Origin of the sequence: Stappia taiwanensis, from assembly GCF_014635285.1 — a bacterium.
Taxonomy (GTDB): Bacteria; Pseudomonadota; Alphaproteobacteria; order Rhizobiales; family Stappiaceae; genus Stappia; species Stappia taiwanensis.
This window is the reverse complement of record NZ_BMCR01000003.1, coordinates 471,150-489,385: the sequence shown is the minus strand read 5'-3', so window position 1 is coordinate 489,385 and position 18,236 is coordinate 471,150. Positions and strand designations below refer to the sequence as shown.

At 66.1% G+C, this 18,236-nt stretch carries 18 protein-coding genes; 5 read left to right on the top strand and 13 right to left on the bottom strand.

Annotated features, from left to right (window positions below):
* Nucleotides 1-18: 18 nt before the first annotated feature.
* From IEV83_RS09645 to IEV83_RS09635, 3 genes are all read right to left on the bottom strand, one after another.
* Entirely contained in the window at nt 19-1,302 is a 1,284-nt protein-coding gene (locus tag IEV83_RS09645) for a M16 family metallopeptidase (protein ID WP_181760203.1), read from the bottom strand.
* Complete coding sequence (thrC, locus tag IEV83_RS09640; RefSeq protein ID WP_181760204.1) at nt 1,302-2,714, bottom strand: threonine synthase; 1,413 nt, start codon at nt 2,712-2,714, stop codon at nt 1,302-1,304. The genes IEV83_RS09645 and thrC overlap by 1 nt, the downstream gene beginning before the upstream one ends.
* 410 nt (nt 2,715-3,124) lie before the next feature.
* On the bottom strand, nt 3,125-3,724 hold the full coding sequence (locus tag IEV83_RS09635) for a YqgE/AlgH family protein (protein WP_181760205.1): 600 nt from the start codon (nt 3,722-3,724) through the stop codon (nt 3,125-3,127).
* Between the two features lie 165 nt (nt 3,725-3,889).
* Between IEV83_RS09635 and IEV83_RS09630 the strand changes: the two genes are divergently transcribed.
* Both IEV83_RS09630 and IEV83_RS09625 read left to right on the top strand, forming a co-directional pair.
* Nucleotides 3,890-4,822: a protein-disulfide reductase DsbD domain-containing protein gene (locus IEV83_RS09630; protein ID WP_181760206.1), complete on the top strand. Its 933-nt coding sequence runs from the start codon at nt 3,890-3,892 to the stop codon at nt 4,820-4,822.
* A 137-nt stretch (nt 4,823-4,959) separates the two neighbouring features.
* Nucleotides 4,960-5,445: a peroxiredoxin gene (locus IEV83_RS09625; RefSeq protein ID WP_181760207.1), complete on the top strand. Its 486-nt coding sequence runs from the start codon at nt 4,960-4,962 to the stop codon at nt 5,443-5,445.
* A gap of 86 nt (nt 5,446-5,531) precedes the next feature.
* On the opposite strand, the gene IEV83_RS09620 is transcribed toward IEV83_RS09625, so the two are convergent.
* From IEV83_RS09620 to coxB, 8 genes are all read right to left on the bottom strand, one after another.
* A complete protein-coding gene (locus tag IEV83_RS09620; RefSeq protein WP_181760208.1) occupies nt 5,532-6,308 on the bottom strand; it encodes an SURF1 family protein in 777 nt (258 codons plus the stop codon).
* Entirely contained in the window at nt 6,298-6,693 is a 396-nt protein-coding gene (locus tag IEV83_RS09615) for a DUF983 domain-containing protein (protein ID WP_181760209.1), read from the bottom strand. Before IEV83_RS09615 ends, IEV83_RS09620 begins: the two co-directional genes overlap by 11 nt.
* 132 nt (nt 6,694-6,825) lie before the next feature.
* A complete protein-coding gene (locus IEV83_RS09610) occupies nt 6,826-7,689 on the bottom strand; it encodes a cytochrome c oxidase subunit 3 (protein ID WP_371873427.1) in 864 nt (287 codons plus the stop codon).
* A gap of 48 nt (nt 7,690-7,737) precedes the next feature.
* A complete protein-coding gene (locus tag IEV83_RS09605) occupies nt 7,738-8,364 on the bottom strand; it encodes a cytochrome c oxidase assembly protein (RefSeq protein WP_209003069.1) in 627 nt (208 codons plus the stop codon).
* 15 nt (nt 8,365-8,379) lie between these two features.
* Nucleotides 8,380-8,550, bottom strand: a complete 171-nt coding sequence (locus IEV83_RS09600) for a cytochrome c oxidase system small membrane protein (protein WP_181760210.1) — start codon at nt 8,548-8,550, stop codon at nt 8,380-8,382.
* Entirely contained in the window at nt 8,547-9,497 is a 951-nt protein-coding gene (locus IEV83_RS09595) for a heme o synthase (protein ID WP_181760211.1), read from the bottom strand. Before IEV83_RS09595 ends, IEV83_RS09600 begins: the two co-directional genes overlap by 4 nt.
* Nucleotides 9,498-9,644: 147 nt before the next feature.
* Nucleotides 9,645-11,243 (bottom strand): cytochrome c oxidase subunit I, encoded by a 1,599-nt coding sequence (gene ctaD, locus IEV83_RS09590; protein WP_181760212.1) that lies wholly within the window; start codon nt 11,241-11,243, stop codon nt 9,645-9,647.
* Between the two features lie 84 nt (nt 11,244-11,327).
* The gene (gene coxB, locus IEV83_RS09585; RefSeq protein ID WP_181760213.1) at nt 11,328-12,206 is read right to left on the bottom strand and encodes a cytochrome c oxidase subunit II; all 879 of its coding nucleotides are present in this window, start codon (nt 12,204-12,206) and stop codon (nt 11,328-11,330) included.
* A gap of 588 nt (nt 12,207-12,794) precedes the next feature.
* On the opposite strand from coxB, the gene IEV83_RS09580 reads away from it, so the two are divergent.
* Together IEV83_RS09580 and tldD are read left to right on the top strand one after the other, a co-directional pair.
* Nucleotides 12,795-13,292 carry an invasion associated locus B family protein gene (locus IEV83_RS09580; protein ID WP_181760311.1) on the top strand — a complete coding sequence of 166 codons (498 nt, stop codon included), beginning with the start codon at nt 12,795-12,797 and terminating at the stop codon, nt 13,290-13,292.
* A gap of 139 nt (nt 13,293-13,431) precedes the next feature.
* Nucleotides 13,432-14,856, top strand: a complete 1,425-nt coding sequence (tldD, locus tag IEV83_RS09575) for a metalloprotease TldD (RefSeq protein ID WP_181760214.1) — start codon at nt 13,432-13,434, stop codon at nt 14,854-14,856.
* Between the two features lie 82 nt (nt 14,857-14,938).
* Here tldD and purD read toward each other — a convergent pair whose 3' ends face one another.
* Nucleotides 14,939-16,234: a phosphoribosylamine--glycine ligase gene (gene purD, locus IEV83_RS09570; protein ID WP_181760215.1), complete on the bottom strand. Its 1,296-nt coding sequence runs from the start codon at nt 16,232-16,234 to the stop codon at nt 14,939-14,941.
* Between the two features lie 369 nt (nt 16,235-16,603).
* Between purD and ubiA the strand changes: the two genes are divergently transcribed.
* On the top strand, nt 16,604-17,548 hold the full coding sequence (gene ubiA / locus IEV83_RS09565) for a 4-hydroxybenzoate octaprenyltransferase (protein ID WP_181760216.1): 945 nt from the start codon (nt 16,604-16,606) through the stop codon (nt 17,546-17,548).
* A 33-nt stretch (nt 17,549-17,581) separates the two neighbouring features.
* Here the strand turns inward: ubiA and IEV83_RS09560 are convergent, their stop codons facing one another.
* Nucleotides 17,582-18,178: a DUF6101 family protein gene (locus tag IEV83_RS09560; protein ID WP_209003068.1), complete on the bottom strand. Its 597-nt coding sequence runs from the start codon at nt 18,176-18,178 to the stop codon at nt 17,582-17,584.
* Nucleotides 18,179-18,236: the final 58 nt, after the last annotated feature.

Below are 18,236 nucleotides of genomic sequence, written 5' to 3'. Positions count from 1 at the left end.
ATGCCACCGACCGGCCGTTCAGCCCCCCACCGCCTGTGCGGCCTCACCGTTGAGCCGGGCGGACACCTGCGAGGCCTGCAGCTTGACGCTGGGCGGCCCGACGACCGAAATGGTCGGCGCACCGGCGAAGGTCTCCGCCGCCACCGACCGCAACCGCTCAAGCGTCACCTTGTCGATGCGTGCCTGGATTTCCTCAGGCGTCAGCACATGGCCATGGATCATCAACTGGCGGGCGATCTGCCCCGCTCGCGCGGCCGGGCTTTCCAGCGACATCATCAGGCCGGCGCGAATCTGCGCCTTGGACCGGTCCACATCCGCCTGCTCGATGGTCTGCGCCGCCTGGCCGAGTTCATCGACCAGAACCGGGAACAGCTCGTCGATGTCCTCCTCGCCGGTGGCCGCGTGGACCCCGAACAGGCCCGAATCCTGAAATGCCCAGTGGAAGGCGTAGATCGCGTAGCACAGGCCGCGCCGCTCGCGGATTTCCTGGAACAGGCGTGAGGACATGCCCCCGCCCATCACCGAGGCAAGAACCTGCACCGCGTAATAATCCGGCGCGCGATAGGGCTTGCCTTCGAAGCCGAGCACGAGCTGCACCTCAAGAAGGTCGCGCTCAACATGGCTGGTGCCGCCGGTGTAAACCGCACCGCTGGCCTGCGACGCCGGGCGGTCGGGCAGGCCGGAGAAGTGCTGTTCGGCCAGAGCAACGATGGCCTCATGCTCCACTGCGCCGGCCGCCGACAGCACCAGTTCCGGTGCGGAATAGCGCTCCGACAGATAGGTTCGCAGGTCCTCGGGGCGGAACGACAGCACGGTTTCCGGCGTCCCCAGGATCGGCCGGCCGATTGCCTGATTGGACCAGGCGGTTTCCTGGAACAGGTCGAACACCTTGTCGTCCGGCGTGTCGTGGGCGGCGCCGATCTCCTGCAGGATCACGTGCTTCTCGCGCGCCAATTCCTCCGGGTCGAACACCGAATTCTGCAAGATGTCGGCGATCAGCTCCACCGCCAGCGGCACATCCTCGGCCAGCACCCGGGCGTGGTAGTTGGTGTGCTCGACACTGGTGGAGGCGTTCAACTCACCACCGACCGCCTCGATCTCCTCGGCGATCTGCCGGGCCGACCGGCTGTGGGTACCCTTGAACGCCATATGTTCGAGCAGATGGGTGATACCGTTCTGCTCCGGCAGTTCCGAGCGTGACCCGGTACCGACCCAGACCCCGAGCGCGGCGGTGCGCAAATGTGGCATCCGGTCGGTGACAACCGTCATTCCATTGGCAAGCCGGGTGACGCGTGCCTCCATCAGGACACCTCCTCAGCGTGGGCGGCGCGGGCCTGATCGAGAATATGCGCCTCGACGGCCGCGCGGTCGGCGGGCAGCGGCTTGAACCGCTCCGGCGCGCTCATCATCGGCTGCAGCCTGGGCGGCAGCTCCGGCCGCCGGCCGCAGGCGGCCTCGACGGCATCGGGGAACTTGGCCGGATGGGCCGTGCCCAGGATCACCATCGGCGTTGCCGTCTCGCCGTGCTCCTCGGCCACCTTGACGCCGGTCGCCGTATGCGGATCCAGGAGGTAGCCGGCTTCCGCCAGCGTTCGCTCGATGGTCTTCGCCGTCGCCGCCTCGTCGCAGCGCCCGGCATCGAACTCGGCGCGGATCCGCTCCAAGGCCGGCCCATCGAGGGTGAAGCCGCCGGACTGGGAGAGCCGCCCCATGAGCTGGCGCACGCTAGCGCCATCCCGGTCGTGAACCTCGAACAGCAGGCGTTCGAAATTGGAGGAGATCTGAATATCCATCGACGGCGAGATGGTCGGCGAAACGCCCCGGGTCTCGTACCGCCCTTCCTCCAGGGTGCGCACCAGAATGTCATTGGCATTGGTGGCAATCACCAGCCGCTCGATCGGCAGCCCCATGCGCTTGGCCACATAGGCGGCGAAGATATCGCCGAAATTGCCGGTCGGCACGGTGAAGGAGATCGGCCGGTGCGGCGCACCGAGCGCGGCGCCGGCGACAAAATAATAGACAACCTGCGCGACGATCCGCGCCCAGTTGATGGAGTTGACCCCGGCCAGATGCACCTTGTCGCGGAAGGCGGTGTTGCCGAACATCTCCTTGAGGATCGTCTGGCAGTCATCGAAAGTGCCGGTCAGGGCCAGCGTATGAACATTCGCCTCGGCCGGCGTCGTCATCTGCCGGCGCTGCACATCGGAGACCCGGCCGTCGGGGAAGAGGATGAAGACATCGGTCCGCTCACGCCCGCGAAACGCCTCGATTGCCGCGCCGCCGGTATCCCCCGAGGTTGCCCCGACGATGGTCGCCCGGCCACCGCGCTCGGCCAGAACGTGATCCATCAGCCGCCCGAGCAACTGCATGGCCACATCCTTGAAGGCCAGCGTCGGCCCATGAAACAGCTCAAGCACGAAGCGCTGGGGTGCGATCTGCACCAGCGGCGTCACCGCCGGATGCCGGAAGCCGGCATAGGCCTCGCGGATCATCGACCGCAGCGCGCCGCGTTCGATGTCAGCGCCAACGAAGGGGGCAATCACGGTCTCGGCGACCTCGGCATAGGACTGCCCGGCGAACCCGGCAATCGTCTCAGGCTCAAGCCGGGGCCAGGACTGGGGCACGTAAAGCCCGCCATCGGCGGCCAGCCCGGTCAGGAGAACATCTGAAAATCCGAGAACCGGAGCCTCGCCTCTCGTACTGACATATTTCACGTGAGGACTTCCTTTAATGCGTTGTGTTTCGTGTCCTGCCGGCGCTCCGGCAAGCCACGTGATCTTTTTGCCGGACCCCACGGCCCGAGGCGTCTCCCGCCCGTTTCGCAAGCTTGCGGCATAGCCATCCGCACATGAGACAGCAGGCTTGGACGCACGTCCGACGTTCATCGGCGCGGAAATCCATCCGCCAGAATTTACCAAGCGGGTCTGCCCCTGGCATGAGCATCATCAACGCCGAAATCCAAGCGCGGCCCCTGCCTGACCGAAGCGCATCCCATTGCGCACCCTAACGGTCCGGGAATAGGCGGGCAAGCGAGATGCGACGCGCCGGCATCGGCGGCAGCCGCATTTCCCATGCGCGCGCCGTGCATTTGCGGCGATCGGACGCGGACGGCCGGATGACCGGCTCAGGCGTGCCCCGCCTCACGCGACAGCATCCCCGAGGAGATGCCCATCTTGGCAAGCGCCCGATCCCATTTGTTGTCGATCGTCTCATCAAAGATGATGGCGCTGTCCGCCGGGCCGGTGATCCAGCCATTGGCCTGAATTTCGGTCTCCAACTGTCCGGCACCCCAGCCGGCGTAACCAAGTGCCAGCATCGCCTGTCTGGGGCCGCGCCCTTCGGCAATCGCCCGCAGGATATCGAGGGTCGCGGTGAGGCAGATGCCGTCCTGGATCGCCAGGGTCGAGTTGTCGATGAAGAAATCGCCGGTATGCAGCACGAAGCCGCGTCCGGTCTCCACCGGCCCGCCGCGATGCACCTGCATCCGGTCGGCTGGCTCCGGCAACACGATATCCCCTTCTTCAGGAATGATGTCCAGCTGCCGCAACAGATCGGGGAAGGAGAGGCTCGATGCCTGCTGGTTGAGGATGATGCCCATCGCCCCTTCCGGCGAATGCGCGCACAGATAGATGACGGCATGGGCAAAGCGTTCGTCTTCCATCTGCGGCATGGCGATCAGCAATTGCCCCGTCAGGGAGGTGTCGTCCGGTTGCCCGCTCTGCATGATCCTTCGTTCCCGCCTTTCCAGCGCCTTGCGCGCTCAAGCCACAGATCTGAATTCATTCCAGATTACGCTTCTCGCGGGCACTTGTGAACCGCAGGGTCGGGACACAATCCCGTCACCGCCCTGTCACCGCGCGCGGCGGCGGCGCGATCACGAAGCTTTTTCTTGGCGCCCGCCACCCGATCCCCCTACGATCCGGGCCAGCGCCTGCCCGACACGAAAGACCAAATCGCCATGCCCGTCCGGATGATGATCCGCAGCTTTTTTCTCGCCCTGTGCGCCCTTTGGGGGCCCATGGGCGCGCTTGCCGGCGAGAGCCCCTGGCAGGAGGTCACCGGCGGCAAGCTCAGGCTGATCTCAGCCGGTGTGGATGCCGGCGCCGGAACCGCCGATATCGGCCTGGAAATTCACCTTGATCCGGGTTGGCACACCTACTGGAAGTACCCCGGGGATTCGGGCATCCCGACCGAGGTGGATTTTTCCGCCTCTTCCGGCCTCGACCCGACGCGGGCACGGCTGCGGTTTCCGGCCCCGGAGCGGTATGACGACGGCTTTGCCACCTCGATTGTCTACAGGCGCCAGGTGGTTCTGCCCATCGACCTGCCCGTCCCCTCCGCCTCCCCCGCGACCCTGCACGCCCTGGTCCGGCTCGGCATGTGCAGCGATATCTGCGTGCCGGTCGAAGCCTCCCTTGAGCTCGATGTCTCCGAGGAGACACTGGCGGCTTCGGATATCGGTCACCGGATGATGCTGGCGCGCGCCCGGCTCGCCCTGCCGCACCCGCAGACGGACATGCCACCGCGCATTCTCAAGGTGGTGCGCGGGCGCCCCGGCGGCGAGGGCGCGGCGCCCCTGACAATCACCGCCGAACTGCCGGCCAATGCAGTCGAGGCCGACCTTTTCGCCCATGGCGCGACCGGTTCGTACAATGGCGTTCCGAAGCGGGAGGGGCTGACGGAAGACGGGCAGGTACGCTTCACGCTCTCCACGCGGGGCCTTGCCGAGACCGGCGGCCGCCAGCCCCTGTCGCTGGTGCTTGTTACGGGCGGCACGGCGGTGGAGCACCGGATCGATGTCGCCCGCCTTCCCGGTCCCTGAGCTTTCATCCGCCGTCCATGAAATTTTCACCTCGACGGCGGGCGGCCGCATGCCTATCTCCTCAGAGCCGCGCGGCAAACCTCGTGGCCCCGGGGACTATCCCCGATCCTACCCTTCCCGATAGCGGAGATTTTCCCATGACCATCAAGGTTGGCGACACGCTTCCCGAGGCAAGCTTCAAGACCATGAGTGCCGACGGCCCGGCCGAGGTGAAGAGCGGCGAGCTGTTCGCCGGCAAGACAGTGGTGCTGTTCGCCGTGCCCGGCGCCTTCACCCCGACCTGCCACCTCAACCACCTGCCGGGCTTCGTGGAGCATGCGCAGACCATCCGCGCCAAGGGCGTCGATCAGATCGCCGTCGTCTCGGTCAACGATGTCTTCGTCATGGAGGCCTGGCAGAAAGCGAGCGGCGCCGGCGACAAGATCCTGTTCCTCGCCGATGGCAGCGCCGATTTCACCAAGGCAATCGGCATGGAGCTGGACGCCTCGGGCTTCGGCATGGGCCTGCGCTCGAAGCGCTATGCCATGATCGTCAAGGACGGCAAGGTGACCGCGCTGAACGTGGAAGACGCCCCGGGCGAGGCCACCGTCTCCGGCGCTGCGGCAATCCTCAGCGCGCTCTGAGGCGGCTTTTCGCGGTTCGGGAGGGCGCTGGCGCGGTCTCCCGAGCTCGCTCATGAATCCGGACGGACAGGCTCCGGTCCAGGCGCTCAGGGTTTGCGCAACTGACCGCGCGCGAACACCACGAAGATCACCACCAGAACGGCGGCGAGACCGAACCAGGTCACCGCGTATTGTAGGTGGTTGTTGGTGAAGCTCACGAGGGTTTCGCCGGCCTGCGGCAGTCCGGACGGCGGCGTCAGCGCCGCGCGCGCGTCGATTGTATAGGGCGCGACCGGCATGGTGCGGTCCACCCCGAGGCTTGCGGCCATCTTCGCAGGTTCGCGCACGAACCAGATGCCGGACTTTTCATCCGCCTCGACGGTGGCGAAATTGCCGCGCTCGTTGCGCCGCCACAGCCCTTCGATGGTGAGTTCCCCTTCCGGCGCGGCACTGCCGGGCCGAGCTTCCGGCAAGCGCTGCCGGTCGGGCACGAAGCCGCGATTGACCAGAACCACATAGCCCTCGCGCGCGGCAAACGGCGCATAGACCAGATAGCCGGGGCCGCCGAGAGGCCCTTTCGGATCGGCCAACGCGATGTAATAGTAAAGCTCGCCGGGGAGAAAGCGCCCGGTGACCTTTACCGGGCGGTAGTCCCAGCCGTCGTCGGTTAGCGCCGGCCACTCCGCCGGACCGGGAGCCGCAACAGGCGCATCATCCACCCGCTGCTCCACCCGCTCGATCAGGTCGAGCTTCCAGTTCAGCCGCGCCACCTGCCAGCTTCCCAGCGCCAGCAACACCGCCAGCACCAGAAGCGCGGCGATCAACGGCCAGAGCAGACGGCGCAGGGCGCCCGGCGCGGCGGACGGCACAGGATCAGTCGTCAACCTTCCCCTCCCGGGCGCTGTGCTTGTATTGCTGAGCGATCATCACCCCCTTGAGCGGGCGCAAGAGCCCCAGACCCAGGATCACCGTCAGCGGCAACCACAGAAGCATGTGCAGCCAGATTGGCGGGCGAAAGCTGATCTCCACCACCAGCATCAGGGCAACGACGATGAAGCCCACGGCCATGATGATGAAGACGGCCGGACCGTCGCCGGAATCGGCGAAGTCAAAATCAAGACCGCAATTGGAGCAGCGCTCGGCGGTGGACAGAAACCCCTTGAACAGGCGCCCCTGCCCGCAGCGGGGGCAGCGCCCCTTTACGCCAACCCGCAAGGGATCCTGAGGCGGATAGTGCGCCTTATCGCGTTTGCCTGTGTCCTGCGTCATGCGCTCCTGCCTTCTCCCCCACATGCGCGGCTCCACCGGACGCCGCGCGCGCAAAGGGCCGCGGATGATCCGCGGCCCCGATAGGTTCCAAGGTTTCCGGCCACGTTACGGCGGCCGGACCGCTTTCCCTTGTCAGTGTGCCGGGGTTCCGGCACCCCAGACGTAGATCGAGGCAAACAGGAACAGCCACACCACGTCGACGAAATGCCAGTACCAGGCAGCGGCCTCGAAGCCGAAGTGCTTTTCCGGCGTGAACTGGCCGGCCATGGCGCGGATCAGGCAAACGGCCAGGAAGATGGTGCCGACGATCACATGGAAGCCGTGGAACCCGGTGGCCATGAAGAAGGTCGAACCGTAGATGCTGCCGGAGAAGCTGAAGGCCGCGTGGCTGTATTCGTAGGCCTGCAGCAGCGAGAACAGCACGCCGAGCAGCACCGTCAGCGCCAGACCCCACTTCAGACCGTCGCGGTCGTTGTGCAGCAGCGAATGATGCGCCCAGGTCACGGTCGTGCCCGAGGTCAGAAGGATCAGCGTGTTCAGGAGCGGCAGGTGCCAGGGGTCGAAGGTCTGGATGCCCTCGGGTGGCCAGACACCGCCGGTCACCTCGACCCGCGCGAATTGCTGCGCCTCATTGGTGAACAGCGAAGCGTCGAAGAACGCCCAGAACCAGGCGACGAAGAACATCACTTCCGATGCGATGAACAGCAACATGCCGTAGCGCAGGTGCAGCTGGACCACCGGTGTGTGATCGCCGGCAAGGGATTCGCGCACCGTGTCGCGCCACCAGCCGAACATCACATAAAGCACGACCAGCGTGCCGACGGCGAAGATACCCCAACCGGCAAGGTCGATGCCGAAGAGGGTGAAATCGAGGTCCTGGGTGTAGCGGAACAGACCGACCGCGCCGATGGCCATGATGAAAGCACCGATGCCGCCGAGAAACGGCCAGGGGCTCGGCTCGACGAGATGGTAGTCGTGGTTCTTGGCATGTGCCATGGGCAGTCTCCCCCGATCAGTTGAGCCCGGTTCAAACGGGCTGCGCAACTACAATTGGTTTTGTGTTCCCTCCGCCGTGCCGCGCGCGGCGACCGGCGTTTCCGGCGTTTCCGCCGGGAAGAAAGTGTAGGAGAGGGTGATCTCCTTGATGTCCTTCAGGTGCTCGTCCTTGTCCATGTCCGGATCGATGAAGAACAGCACCGGCATCTCCACCGTCTCGCCCGCCTTCAGCGGCTGCTCGGTGAAACAGAAGCATTCGATCTTGTTGAAATAGGCCCCGGCGGCAAAGGGCGTCACGTTGAACACCGAGGTGCCCACGGTGGCGGCCGGCCCCTTGTTGGTGGCCAGATAGGCCATCTGCGCGGTCTCGCCCATCCTGAGCGTCACCGCATGCACCTTCGGCTTGAAGCCCCAGGGCAGCGCCGCGTTGACGTTGCCGTCGAACCGCACGGTGATCTTGCGGTCGATGATCTCTCCCGTTGCCGTGTCGGCGCGCTGGGTGGTCCCGCCATAGCCGGTCACCTTGCAGAAGACCTCGTAAAGGGGCACCGCCGCATAGGCCGCGCCGACCATCAGCATCACGCCGCCGCAGACCGCCATGGCGATCCGCCGATTGGCGCGCGCCATGCGGGTGGAGGTATCCACCGGCTCTTCGGAAGGCTTTCTGTCACCCATGACCATCACTGCCCCTTACAAGGGCCGGTTGAAAACACCGGGCCCCATCTTCACCAGCGTGATGACGAAAAACAGCACGACGAGCCCGGCGAGCGCCAGACCAATGGCAACGGAGCGACTGCGCTGGCGCCGCTTCTGTTCCTCGGTCAGGCGAATGCCGTCCTCGTGAAGGTTCTGCCCGGTCATGACCAGATCGCTCCGATGACGGCGGGCACCAGCGTGTCGCCCAACAGCAAGGAGAAGATCAGGAACAGATAGAGCAGCGAGAAGGAGAAGAGGCTCACGGCCGCCTTGCGTGCGGCCTCGCCCTCGCGGCGGCGATAGACCCGCAGTGCGTAGAAGACAAACGCGATGCCCAGCACCGTGGCGGCGATCCCGTAGACCAGCGAGGCGAAGCCAAGCACCGCCGGCAACACGCCGATGGGGGCCAGCGCCACCGAATAGGCCAGGATCTGGGTGCGGGTCACATCCTCGCCGGCGACCACCGGCAGCATCGGAATGCGCGCCGCCTCGTAGTCGCCGCGCTTGAACAGCGACAGCGCCCAGAAATGCGGCGGCGTCCACATGAAGATGATCAGGAACAGAATAACACTCTCAAGGGTGACCGTACCGGTCACCGCCGCCCAGCCGATCATCGGCGGAAAGGCACCGGCCGCACCGCCAATAACGATGTTGTGCGGCGTCGCCCGCTTCAGCCACATGGTGTAGACCACCGCATAGAAGAAGATGGTGAAGGCCAGCAGGCCCGCCGCCAGCCAGTTGACCGCAAGGCCCAGCACGGCGACGGAAAAGGCGGAGAGCGTCAGGCCGAAGGCAAGGGCCTCGCCCGGCTCGATCCGGCCAGCGGGAATGGGGCGGGAGCGGGTGCGCGACATCACCCGGTCGATATCCGCATCGTACCACATGTTGAGCGCACCGGAGGCGCCGGCACCCACCGCGATGCACAGGACAGCGACCGCGGCCAGCACCGGATGCAGGCTGCCCGGGGCGATCAGCACACCAACCAGCGCGGTGAAGATCACCAGCGACATCACCCGCGGCTTCAGCAGCGCGATATAGTCGCCGACGGCGCCCTGGCCGCCGAAACCGGCGGTTTCCTCAAATGATGTCTCGCGAATTTCGGCCAGCGACATGAGGGCTGCTCTCGGTTTCCCGGCGGTGCCGGTGTTTCGATCCTGGCGGCAGGATGCTCACCTGCCTGCGGCCGCGCCAGATATCCGGCGCTGCCTGGTTCGGAAGCGGGCGATCTCTCCGTGGTGGAAGGCCGCCCGCCGAGCCGCCTAGCGAATGCGCGGCAGCGTCTCGAACTGGTGGTACGGCGGCGGCGAGGACAGGGTCCACTCCAGCGTCGTTGCCCCCTCGCCCCAGGGATTGTCCGCAGCGACCCGCTTCTTGGAGAAGGCCTCGGCAACACCCGCCAGGAACACAAGAACGGCGAAGGCGGAGATGTAGGAGCCCCAGGAAGAGACCGCATTCCAGCCGGCCAGCGCATCCGGATAGTCGACATAGCGACGCGGCATGCCGGCGAGACCGAGGAAGTGCTGCGGGAAGAACACCAGGTTCACACCGATGAAGGTGATCCAGAAGTGCACCTTGCCGATGGTCTCATTGTACATGTAGCCGAACATCTTCGGGAACCAGTAGTACCAGGCACCGAAGATGCCGAACACCGCACCCAGCGACAGCACGTAGTGGAAGTGCGCCACCACGTAGTAGGTGTCATGCATCGCCCGGTCGAGGCCCGCATTGGCGAGCTGGACGCCGGTGACGCCGCCGACGGTGAACAGGAAGATGAAGCCGGTCGCCCACAGCATCGGCGTCTTGAAGGTGATCGACCCCTGCCACATGGTGGCGATCCAGGAGAAGATCTTCACGCCGGTCGGCACCGCGATCACCATGGTCGCCGCGACGAAATAGGCCTGGGTGTCGACGTCGAGACCGACCGTGTACATGTGGTGGGCCCAGACGATGAAGCCGACCACGCCGATCGCCACCATGGCGTAGGCCATGCCGAGATAGCCGAAGATCGGCTTGCGGGCGAAGGTGGAGATGATGTGGCTGACGATGCCGAAGGCCGGCAGGATCAGAATGTACACTTCCGGGTGACCGAAGAACCAGAACAGATGCTGGAACAGGATCGGGTCACCACCGCCGGCCGGATCGAAGAAGGTCGTGCCGAAGTTGCGGTCGGTCAGCAGCATGGTGATGCCGCCGGCCAGCACCGGCAGGGACAGGACCAGCAGGAAGGCGGTGACCAGCACGGACCAGGCGAACAGCGGCATCTTGTGCAGCGTCATGCCCGGGGCGCGCATGTTGAAGATGGTGGTGATGAAGTTGATGGCGCCGAGGATCGACGAGGCGCCGGCGACATGCAGCGCCAGAATCGCCATGTCCACTGCCGGTCCGGGCTGGCCGGAGGTCGACAGCGGCGGGTAAAGCGTCCAGCCACCGCCAACGCCGGTGCCACCTGCCGGGCCATCGACGAAGAGCGACAGCAGGAGCAAGAGGAAGGCCGGCGGCAACAGCCAGAAGGAGATGTTGTTCATGCGCGGGAACGCCATGTCCGGCGCACCGATCATGATCGGCACGAAGAAATTCGCAAAGCCGCCGATCAGGGCCGGCATGACCATGAAGAAGATCATGATCAGGCCGTGGGAGGTGGTGAACACGTTGAACATATGCGGATCGGAGAAGATCTGCATGCCCGGCTCGTGCAGCTCCATGCGGATGCCGACGCTGAGCGCGCCGCCGATGATGCCGGCAATGATCGCGAAGATCAGATAAAGGATACCGATATCCTTGTGGTTGGTCGAATAGACCCAGCGCGTCCACCCTGTCGGATGGTCGTGGTCGCCCTGCGCCTGCGCTGCATAGGCCATCATCCAGCTCCCTTTGATACGTCTGTTTCCATCGGCGGCGGAGACCGCGAGGCCCCGCGCCCTGGCTATTCCTCAATCCGGACCTTAGCGGGCCGCCACTTCAACCGCATCGGATGCACCTGCGTCCGCCGTGGTCTTGGCGTCCGCCAGGGAGGCCATCAGCGCCTTGGTCGCCGCGTCCACGTCCGACTTGGCCGCCTCCGCCCAGGCCGCGAATTGCTCCTCCTCAACCACGCGGATCGCGATCGGCATGAAGGCATGGTCCTTGCCGCACAGCTCCGAGCACTGGCCGTAGTAGATGCCGGTCTGCTCCGCCTTGAACCAGGTCTCGTTGAGACGTCCCGGCACCGCGTCGATCTTCACGCCGAACGCCGGCAGGGCGAAGGAATGCAGCACATCGGCGGCGGTGACCTGCATGCGCACCACCTTGCCGACCGGTACGATCAACTCGTTGTCGACGGCCAGAAGACGCGGATATTCCTCGACCGGACGCTTGAGTTCGGCGGCCCGCGCCAGACGGTCCTCACCGCGCAGCATGTACGAATCGAAGGCCAGCTCCTCCATGCCCTCGTCGGAATACTCGTAGCCCCAGTACCACTGATAACCGGTGGCCTTGATGGTCATGTCGTATTCGGGGACGTCGACCTGCTTGTACAGCAGCCGGAAGGACGGGATCGAGATCATCACCAGCACCAGGATCGGCACCAGCGTCCAGACCACCTCGATCATGGTGTTGTGCGAGGTACGCGACGGGGTGGGGTTTGCCTTCGCGTTGAAGCGGAACACGCACCACAGCAGCAGCGCCAGCACGAACAGCGTGATCACCGTGATGATGACAAGCGTGAAATCGTTGAACCAGCGGATATCGCTCATGACACCGGACGCGGCGGGCTGCAGCCCCATCTGCCACGGCTCCGGCTGGGCTGCCCATGCCTCTCCGGCGGCCGCCGCAAGACCCGTCATCGCCGCGGCGCCCGATGCCGCAAACGTCCTCAGACGCCTGACCAACTGTGTCACGTCCGTGCTCCCCCTGTCTGACCCGCGCACTCCTGCTCCCCGGGTCCAAATAAAAAATCCTGCCGGTGTCACCGTGTCACCCGGCCGATGGCCGGGGCCTCCTGACGGTGGGCCGTTCAGCCCCCGGTCACGATGTCGCACCCTGATCCGGCAATTTACGCATATTCCCACGCACCGTGCGAGCGGCCCACCGGAGGAGCGTCAAAACGCCGCACCCTCGATTGACCGAAATCAAAGCCGGGATGAAAAACCACAAGCGGCCCGCCCGCGCAAGGCCTCCCATCCGGAATGTCCGGAATCTGCGCCAAATCGCTCTGTGAAGGTGTCAAATGCGCGCAGAAGCCAGCCGGATCGCCAATCACCCCCCACAGAAAAGCCTTGGGGCGGCCTTTCGCCTTGAAATCGACCTTTCAAGGGTTGAAAACCAGACAGGAGGCGAGCGCCCGCGAATCAAACTGCGATCGCCACGCCTTGTAAAGTCTCGTCACGGGAAAGAACGGAGCCCTGCCAGTGCCCAGCCGCCTTTTGTCGATGATGCGCCCCGCCCTGGTCGCTGTCCTTGTTCTCGCCCATGCGGTGTCCGGCACCAGCTCCGCCTTCGCGCAAGGCGCGGTCCGCTCCGTGCATGGCGACTGGCAGATGCGATGCGACACGCCGGCCGGAGCCCAGAGCGAGCAATGCGCGCTGATTCAGAATGTCACCGCCGATGACCGGGAAAATGTCGGCCTGTCGGTGATCGTGCTGAAGACCGCCGACAAGAAATCCCGGCTGCTGCGCGTGCTCGCACCGCTCGGGGTACTTCTGCCGATGGGGCTTGGCATGCGCGTCGATGATGCCGATGTCGGCCGGGTCGGCTTCGTCCGCTGCCTGCCGAATGGCTGCATCGTCGAGGTGGTCATGGAAGACGATCTCATCGACAAGATGCGCAAGGGACAGGCCGCCACCTTCGTCATCTTCCAGACACCGGAAGAAGGCATTGGCATCCCGATCTCCCTGAAGGGCTTTTCCGACGGCTTTGCCGCCCTCCCCTGAGCCTTTCAGCTTCTCGCCATTCGCCGGGGCGGTCGGATATCATCGACGGCCCCGCGCTGGCACAGGGCGCATGGCGCCTGCCGCGCCGACAACCGACCCTGGGCTCCCTTGCCCGAGGTCCACACAGAGAGGTCCGCGCATGCGTGAACCCGTCACCGATCTTCTGGAACTGGGCGGGCTTGGCGAAGCGAACGCCCGCACCATCATGGACACCGCTCTGGGACACGCCGACGATGGTGAGCTGTTCCTGGAATACCGCCAGTCGGAAAGCCTTGTCTTCGACAACGGGCGACTGCGCGCGGCCAACTACGACACCACTCAGGGCTTCGGCCTGAGGGCCGTTGCCGGTGAGGCTGCCGGCTATGCCCATTCCGGCGAAATTTCCGCCGCCGCCCTAACCCGCGCTGCCGAGGCGGCCGGAGCCATCGCCCGTGGCCATTCGGGTGTCTATGCCGAACCGCCGGTGCGCACCAACCGCCACCTTTACACCGACGACAATCCGCTCGGGACGATGAGCTTTGCCGAAAAGGTCGCCCTGTTGCAGGAGGTCGACGCCTACGCCCGCGCCCGGGACCCGAAGGTGCGGCAGGTCACCGTCTCGCTCGCGGCCTCCTGGCAGGTGGTCGATATCCTGCGCGCCGACGGCTATCGGGTGCGCGACATTCGCCCGCTGGTGCGCTTCAACGTCTCCGTGGTCGCCGGCTCGGGCGACCGTCAGGAAGCCGGCTCTCATGGCTTCGGCGGCCGATCGGCGCTGGAAGGGTTCCTCACGCCGGAGCGCTGGAAGGCGGGCGTCGATGAAGCCCTGCGGCAAGCGCTGGTCAATCTGGAGGCAATTCCCGCCCCGGCCGGCAGCTTCGACGTGGTTCTGGGCAATGGCTGGCCCGGCATCCTGCTGCATGAGGCCGTCGGCCACGGGCTGGAAGGCGACTTCAACCGCAAGAAGACCTCCGCCTTCGCCGGGCTGATGGGGCAACGGGTCGCGTCCAAGGGCGTGACCATCGTCGATGACGGCACCTTGCACGCGCGGCGCGGCTCCCTCACGGTCGATGACGAGGGAACGCCAACGAACCGCACCGTGCTGATCGAGGACGGCATTCTCACCGGCTACATGCAGGACCGGCAGAACGGCCGGTTGATGGGCACCGGCTCCACCGGCAACGGCCGGCGCCAGTCCTTCGCCCATATTCCCATGCCGCGCATGACCAACACGGTGATGCTGGCCGGCGACCGCGATCCGGCGGAGATCCTCGAAGGGGTCAAGGACGGCATTTACGCCGTGTCCTTTGGCGGCGGTCAGGTGGACATCACCTCCGGCAAGTTCGTCTTTTCCTGCACCGAAGCGTACCGGGTGGAAAACGGCAAGATTGGCGCACCGATCAAGGGCGCCATGCTGATCGGCAACGGGCCGGACGCGCTGACCCGCATCGAGGCGATCGGCAACGACATGGCGCTCGATCCGGGTATCGGCACCTGCGGCAAGCAGGGCCAGGGCGTGCCGGTCGGCGTCGGCCAGCCGACATTGCGCATCAACAAGATGACGATTGGCGGCACCGCCACCTGAGCGGCTCCGCCAGATCAACGTCTTTTGGGGCGAGATTTTTTTGTTCGAGGCGGGCCGGGAGCCCGCCTCTTTTTTTGTCGCGTCAGCTTTCCGCCGCGCCGGGTTCCGTCTCCCGGGCCACCGCGCGCCAGCCGATGTCGGAGCGGCAGAAGCCGCCGGGCCAGTCGATCCGGCCGACCGCCTCATAGGCGCGGTCGCGGGCGGCACCGACGCTTGCCCCCAGAGCGGTGACGTTGAGTACCCGGCCACCATTGGCCAGAAGCTGCTCGCCGTCACGGCGGGTGCCGGCGTGGAACACCTTCACGTCCACCATCTCGCCCAGCGCATCGAGCCCGTTGATCGGCGTGCCCTTTTCATAGCTGCCCGGATAGCCGTTGGCCGCCATCACCACGCAGAGCGCGGCTTCCTCGCGCCAGCGCGCGGTGGCCTTGTCGAGCCCGCCCTCGATGGAGGCCATCATCAGCGGCACGATGTCATCGACGAGCCGCATCATCAGCACCTGACATTCCGGATCGCCGAACCGGGTGTTGTACTCGATCAGCTTCGGCCCCTCGGCGGTGATCATCAGCCCGGCGAACAAGACGCCCTGGAACGGGGTGCCCTCCGCCGCCATGGTGCGAATGGTCGGCTCGATGATCTCGCGCATGGTGCGCTCGACCACCTCCGGCGTCATCACCGGGGCCGGGGAATAGGCGCCCATGCCGCCGGTGTTGGGACCGGTGTCGCCGTCGGCGACCCGCTTGTGATCCTGGGCGGTGGCCAGCGGCAGCACGTTGGTGCCGTCGGACAGAACGAAGAAGCTCGCCTCCTCGCCGACCAGGCATTCCTCCACCACCACCTCGACGCCGGCCTCGCCGAAGGCCCCGTCAAAACAGGCATCGACCGCCGCCAGCGCCGCTTCCACGGTTTCGGCGACGACGACACCCTTGCCGGCGGCCAGGCCATCGGCCTTAACGACAATCGGCGCGCCTTGCCGGGTCACGTAGTCGCGGGCGGCGGCGGCCTCGGAGAAGCGGCCATAGGCGGCCGTGGGGATCCCGGCGCGGGCGCACAGGTCCTTGGTGAAGCCCTTTGACCCTTCCAGCGCGGCGGCCGCCCGGCTCGGACCGAAGGCGGCGATGCCGGCGGCGGCCAGATCGTCCACCAGCCCGGCGACGAGCGGCGCTTCCGGCCCGACCACCACCAGCGACACCTGCATGTCGCGGCAGAAGGCCAGCACGGCGCCATGATCGGCCGGGTCAAGCGCCACGCAGGTCGCGTGTTCGGCGATCCCGGCATTGCCCGGCGCGGCATAAAGGGTGGAGGTCAGGGGCGAGCGGGCGATGGCCCAGGCAAGGGCGTGTTCGCGGCCGCCCGACCCGATCAAGAGTATGTTCATCCTGTCCCCGGCAGTTGCCGATCAAATGGCGTTTGATCGTGTGGCTGTCATCATCGCAAGGCATCGGGCCGGCTTCCCGCCGGCCCGCCGTTCCCGGTCTGCCTAATCCCAGCGCCGCCGCTTCACAAGCCCCCGCACGCCTATTCGCGCCGGGTTTTCGCCTTCAGAACGCTCCGGCGGGAGCGGCAGGGGGGCGGCGCGCCCGACCCAGCCCTTCCCCTTGCCGCGCAAACGCCGTATCACCCGGGCAACGGGATCGATCTTGCGCAAGGCCAGTGCCGCAGGCAGGCTCGCCCCTTCCATGCCCCTCGAACGCGCGACGTTCGGGCGGCGGCGCGGACGCGCGCGACAGGCTGACGGGAACCGAAGATGCAGCAGGACATGAACGGCGGGCAGGTCGCCGATGCGGTCAAGGGACACTGGGTCGACAGGCGCGCCCCGGCATGGCTGCGCCCCTATGCCCGCCTTGCCAGATGGGAGCGGCCGATCGGCTGGTGGCTGCTGCTGTGGCCCTGCCTGTGGTCCTCGGCCCTTGCGGCGATTGCCGCCGGCGCCCCCTGGCCCAACCCCTGGCATCTGCTCTTGTTTCTGATCGGCGCGGTGGCGATGCGCGGTGCCGGCTGCACCTACAACGACCTCGTCGACCAGGACATCGACGCCAAGGTCGCGCGCACCCGCTCCCGGCCGCTGCCCTCCGGCCAGGTCTCGCCGCTGCAAGCCAAGCTGTTCATGATCGCCCAGGCGCTGACCGGGCTTCTGGTGCTGGTGCAATTCAACAGCTTCACCATCATGCTGGGCTTTGCTTCCCTCGCCGTGGTGGCGGTCTATCCGTTCATGAAGCGGGTGACCAGCTGGCCGCAGCTGTTCCTCGGCTTCGCCTTTTCCTGGGGTGCGCTGATGGGCTGGGCGGCGGAATTCGGCTCGCTCGCCTGGTCGCCGATCCTGCTTTATGCCGGCGGCATCCTCTGGACCATCGGCTATGACACGATCTACGCCCATCAGGACAAGGAAGACGACGCGCTGGTGGGGGTGCACTCGACGGCCCGCCTGTTCGGCGACTGGACCAAGCCGGCGCTGGCGCTGCTTTATGGCGGCGCCACCGTGCTGTTCGCGTTGGCGTTTTCGCTCGCCGATGCAGGCCCGGCCGCCTTCGCCGGGCTGGCACTCGGGCTCCTGCACCTTCTGTGGCAGATCGTGACGCTGGATATCGACGATCCGGACCAGTGCCTGAAGCTGTTCCGCTCCAACGGCCGCTATGGCTGGGTCCTGTTTCTCGGCCTTGTCGCTGATGCCCTGGTGCAGGGGCTGCTCTGAGCCCCTGCCCGCATGGGCGCTGTTCGCGTGCCCTCAGGTGCGGGCGATGATCTCGCGCTCGCCCCGGTGAACCCGCAGAAGGTTGGCGCCGGAGCCGGGCTTGCGCCGCACCAGGAAGCGCGGACGATGCCCGGTGAGGGCCGCCACCCGGCGGCGGGGCAAGGGCGCGCGGCCGGCCAGATCGCCGGTGGCGGCGCCAAGGTCCTGACAGCTTCCATCCGGCTCGACCATCAGGAGCGGCAGCGACAGCGCCCGCCCCCAGGCACACCAGTCGTCGGCGACCCCTTCGATGCTGTCGCTGGTGGCCAGTTCGATCGACAGCGCCGGATCGCGGTGCTTCAGGCCGATACGGACCTTCAGCCCGCCCGGCAGGGCACCGGGCAGTACCTCGGCGAAGACCCCGAGGAACATCGAGACCGGCTGAACGAGGGTCAGCGGCAGGCCGGCAAGCCGGCGTTTGACGATGACCATGTCACGATCGATATAGACGTCGACCGAGGGCGCCTCCGCGCCGGTGCGAAGCGGTTCGCCGCGTGCGGCGAAGCGGTGCGGCATCTGCGCCGGATCGAGCCGCGAGGGGCGGCCCGATCCTTTGGCAGTGACTTCCTGAGTGGCTGTTTGACGGCTCAATTCGCTCTCCATCGGACCTATTATTTTCCAGGTCTCTGATGGAGGTAAGCTAGCAACC

Excerpts from the sequence above, each read along its gene's own strand:
- IEV83_RS09645 (WP_181760203.1), bottom strand. The coding sequence starts at position 1,302 with ATGGAGGCACGCGTCACCCGGCTTGCCAATGGAATGACGGTTGTCACC.
- IEV83_RS09635 (WP_181760205.1), bottom strand. The coding sequence starts at position 3,724 with ATGCAGAGCGGGCAACCGGACGACACCTCCCTGACGGGGCAATTGCTG.
- IEV83_RS09625 (WP_181760207.1), top strand. The coding sequence starts at position 4,960 with ATGACCATCAAGGTTGGCGACACGCTTCCCGAGGCAAGCTTCAAGACC.
- IEV83_RS09615 (WP_181760209.1), bottom strand. The coding sequence starts at position 6,693 with ATGACGCAGGACACAGGCAAACGCGATAAGGCGCACTATCCGCCTCAG.
- IEV83_RS09610 (WP_371873427.1), bottom strand. The coding sequence starts at position 7,689 with ATGGCACATGCCAAGAACCACGACTACCATCTCGTCGAGCCGAGCCCC.
- IEV83_RS09605 (WP_209003069.1), bottom strand. The coding sequence starts at position 8,364 with ATGGGTGACAGAAAGCCTTCCGAAGAGCCGGTGGATACCTCCACCCGC.
- IEV83_RS09600 (WP_181760210.1), bottom strand. The coding sequence starts at position 8,550 with ATGACCGGGCAGAACCTTCACGAGGACGGCATTCGCCTGACCGAGGAA.
- IEV83_RS09595 (WP_181760211.1), bottom strand. The coding sequence starts at position 9,497 with ATGTCGCTGGCCGAAATTCGCGAGACATCATTTGAGGAAACCGCCGGT.
- ctaD (WP_181760212.1), bottom strand. The coding sequence starts at position 11,243 with ATGGCCTATGCAGCGCAGGCGCAGGGCGACCACGACCATCCGACAGGG.
- coxB (WP_181760213.1), bottom strand. The coding sequence starts at position 12,206 with ATGACGGGTCTTGCGGCGGCCGCCGGAGAGGCATGGGCAGCCCAGCCG.
- IEV83_RS09580 (WP_181760311.1), top strand. The coding sequence starts at position 12,795 with ATGCGCCCCGCCCTGGTCGCTGTCCTTGTTCTCGCCCATGCGGTGTCC.
- tldD (WP_181760214.1), top strand. The coding sequence starts at position 13,432 with ATGCGTGAACCCGTCACCGATCTTCTGGAACTGGGCGGGCTTGGCGAA.
- purD (WP_181760215.1), bottom strand. The coding sequence starts at position 16,234 with ATGAACATACTCTTGATCGGGTCGGGCGGCCGCGAACACGCCCTTGCC.
- ubiA (WP_181760216.1), top strand. The coding sequence starts at position 16,604 with ATGCAGCAGGACATGAACGGCGGGCAGGTCGCCGATGCGGTCAAGGGA.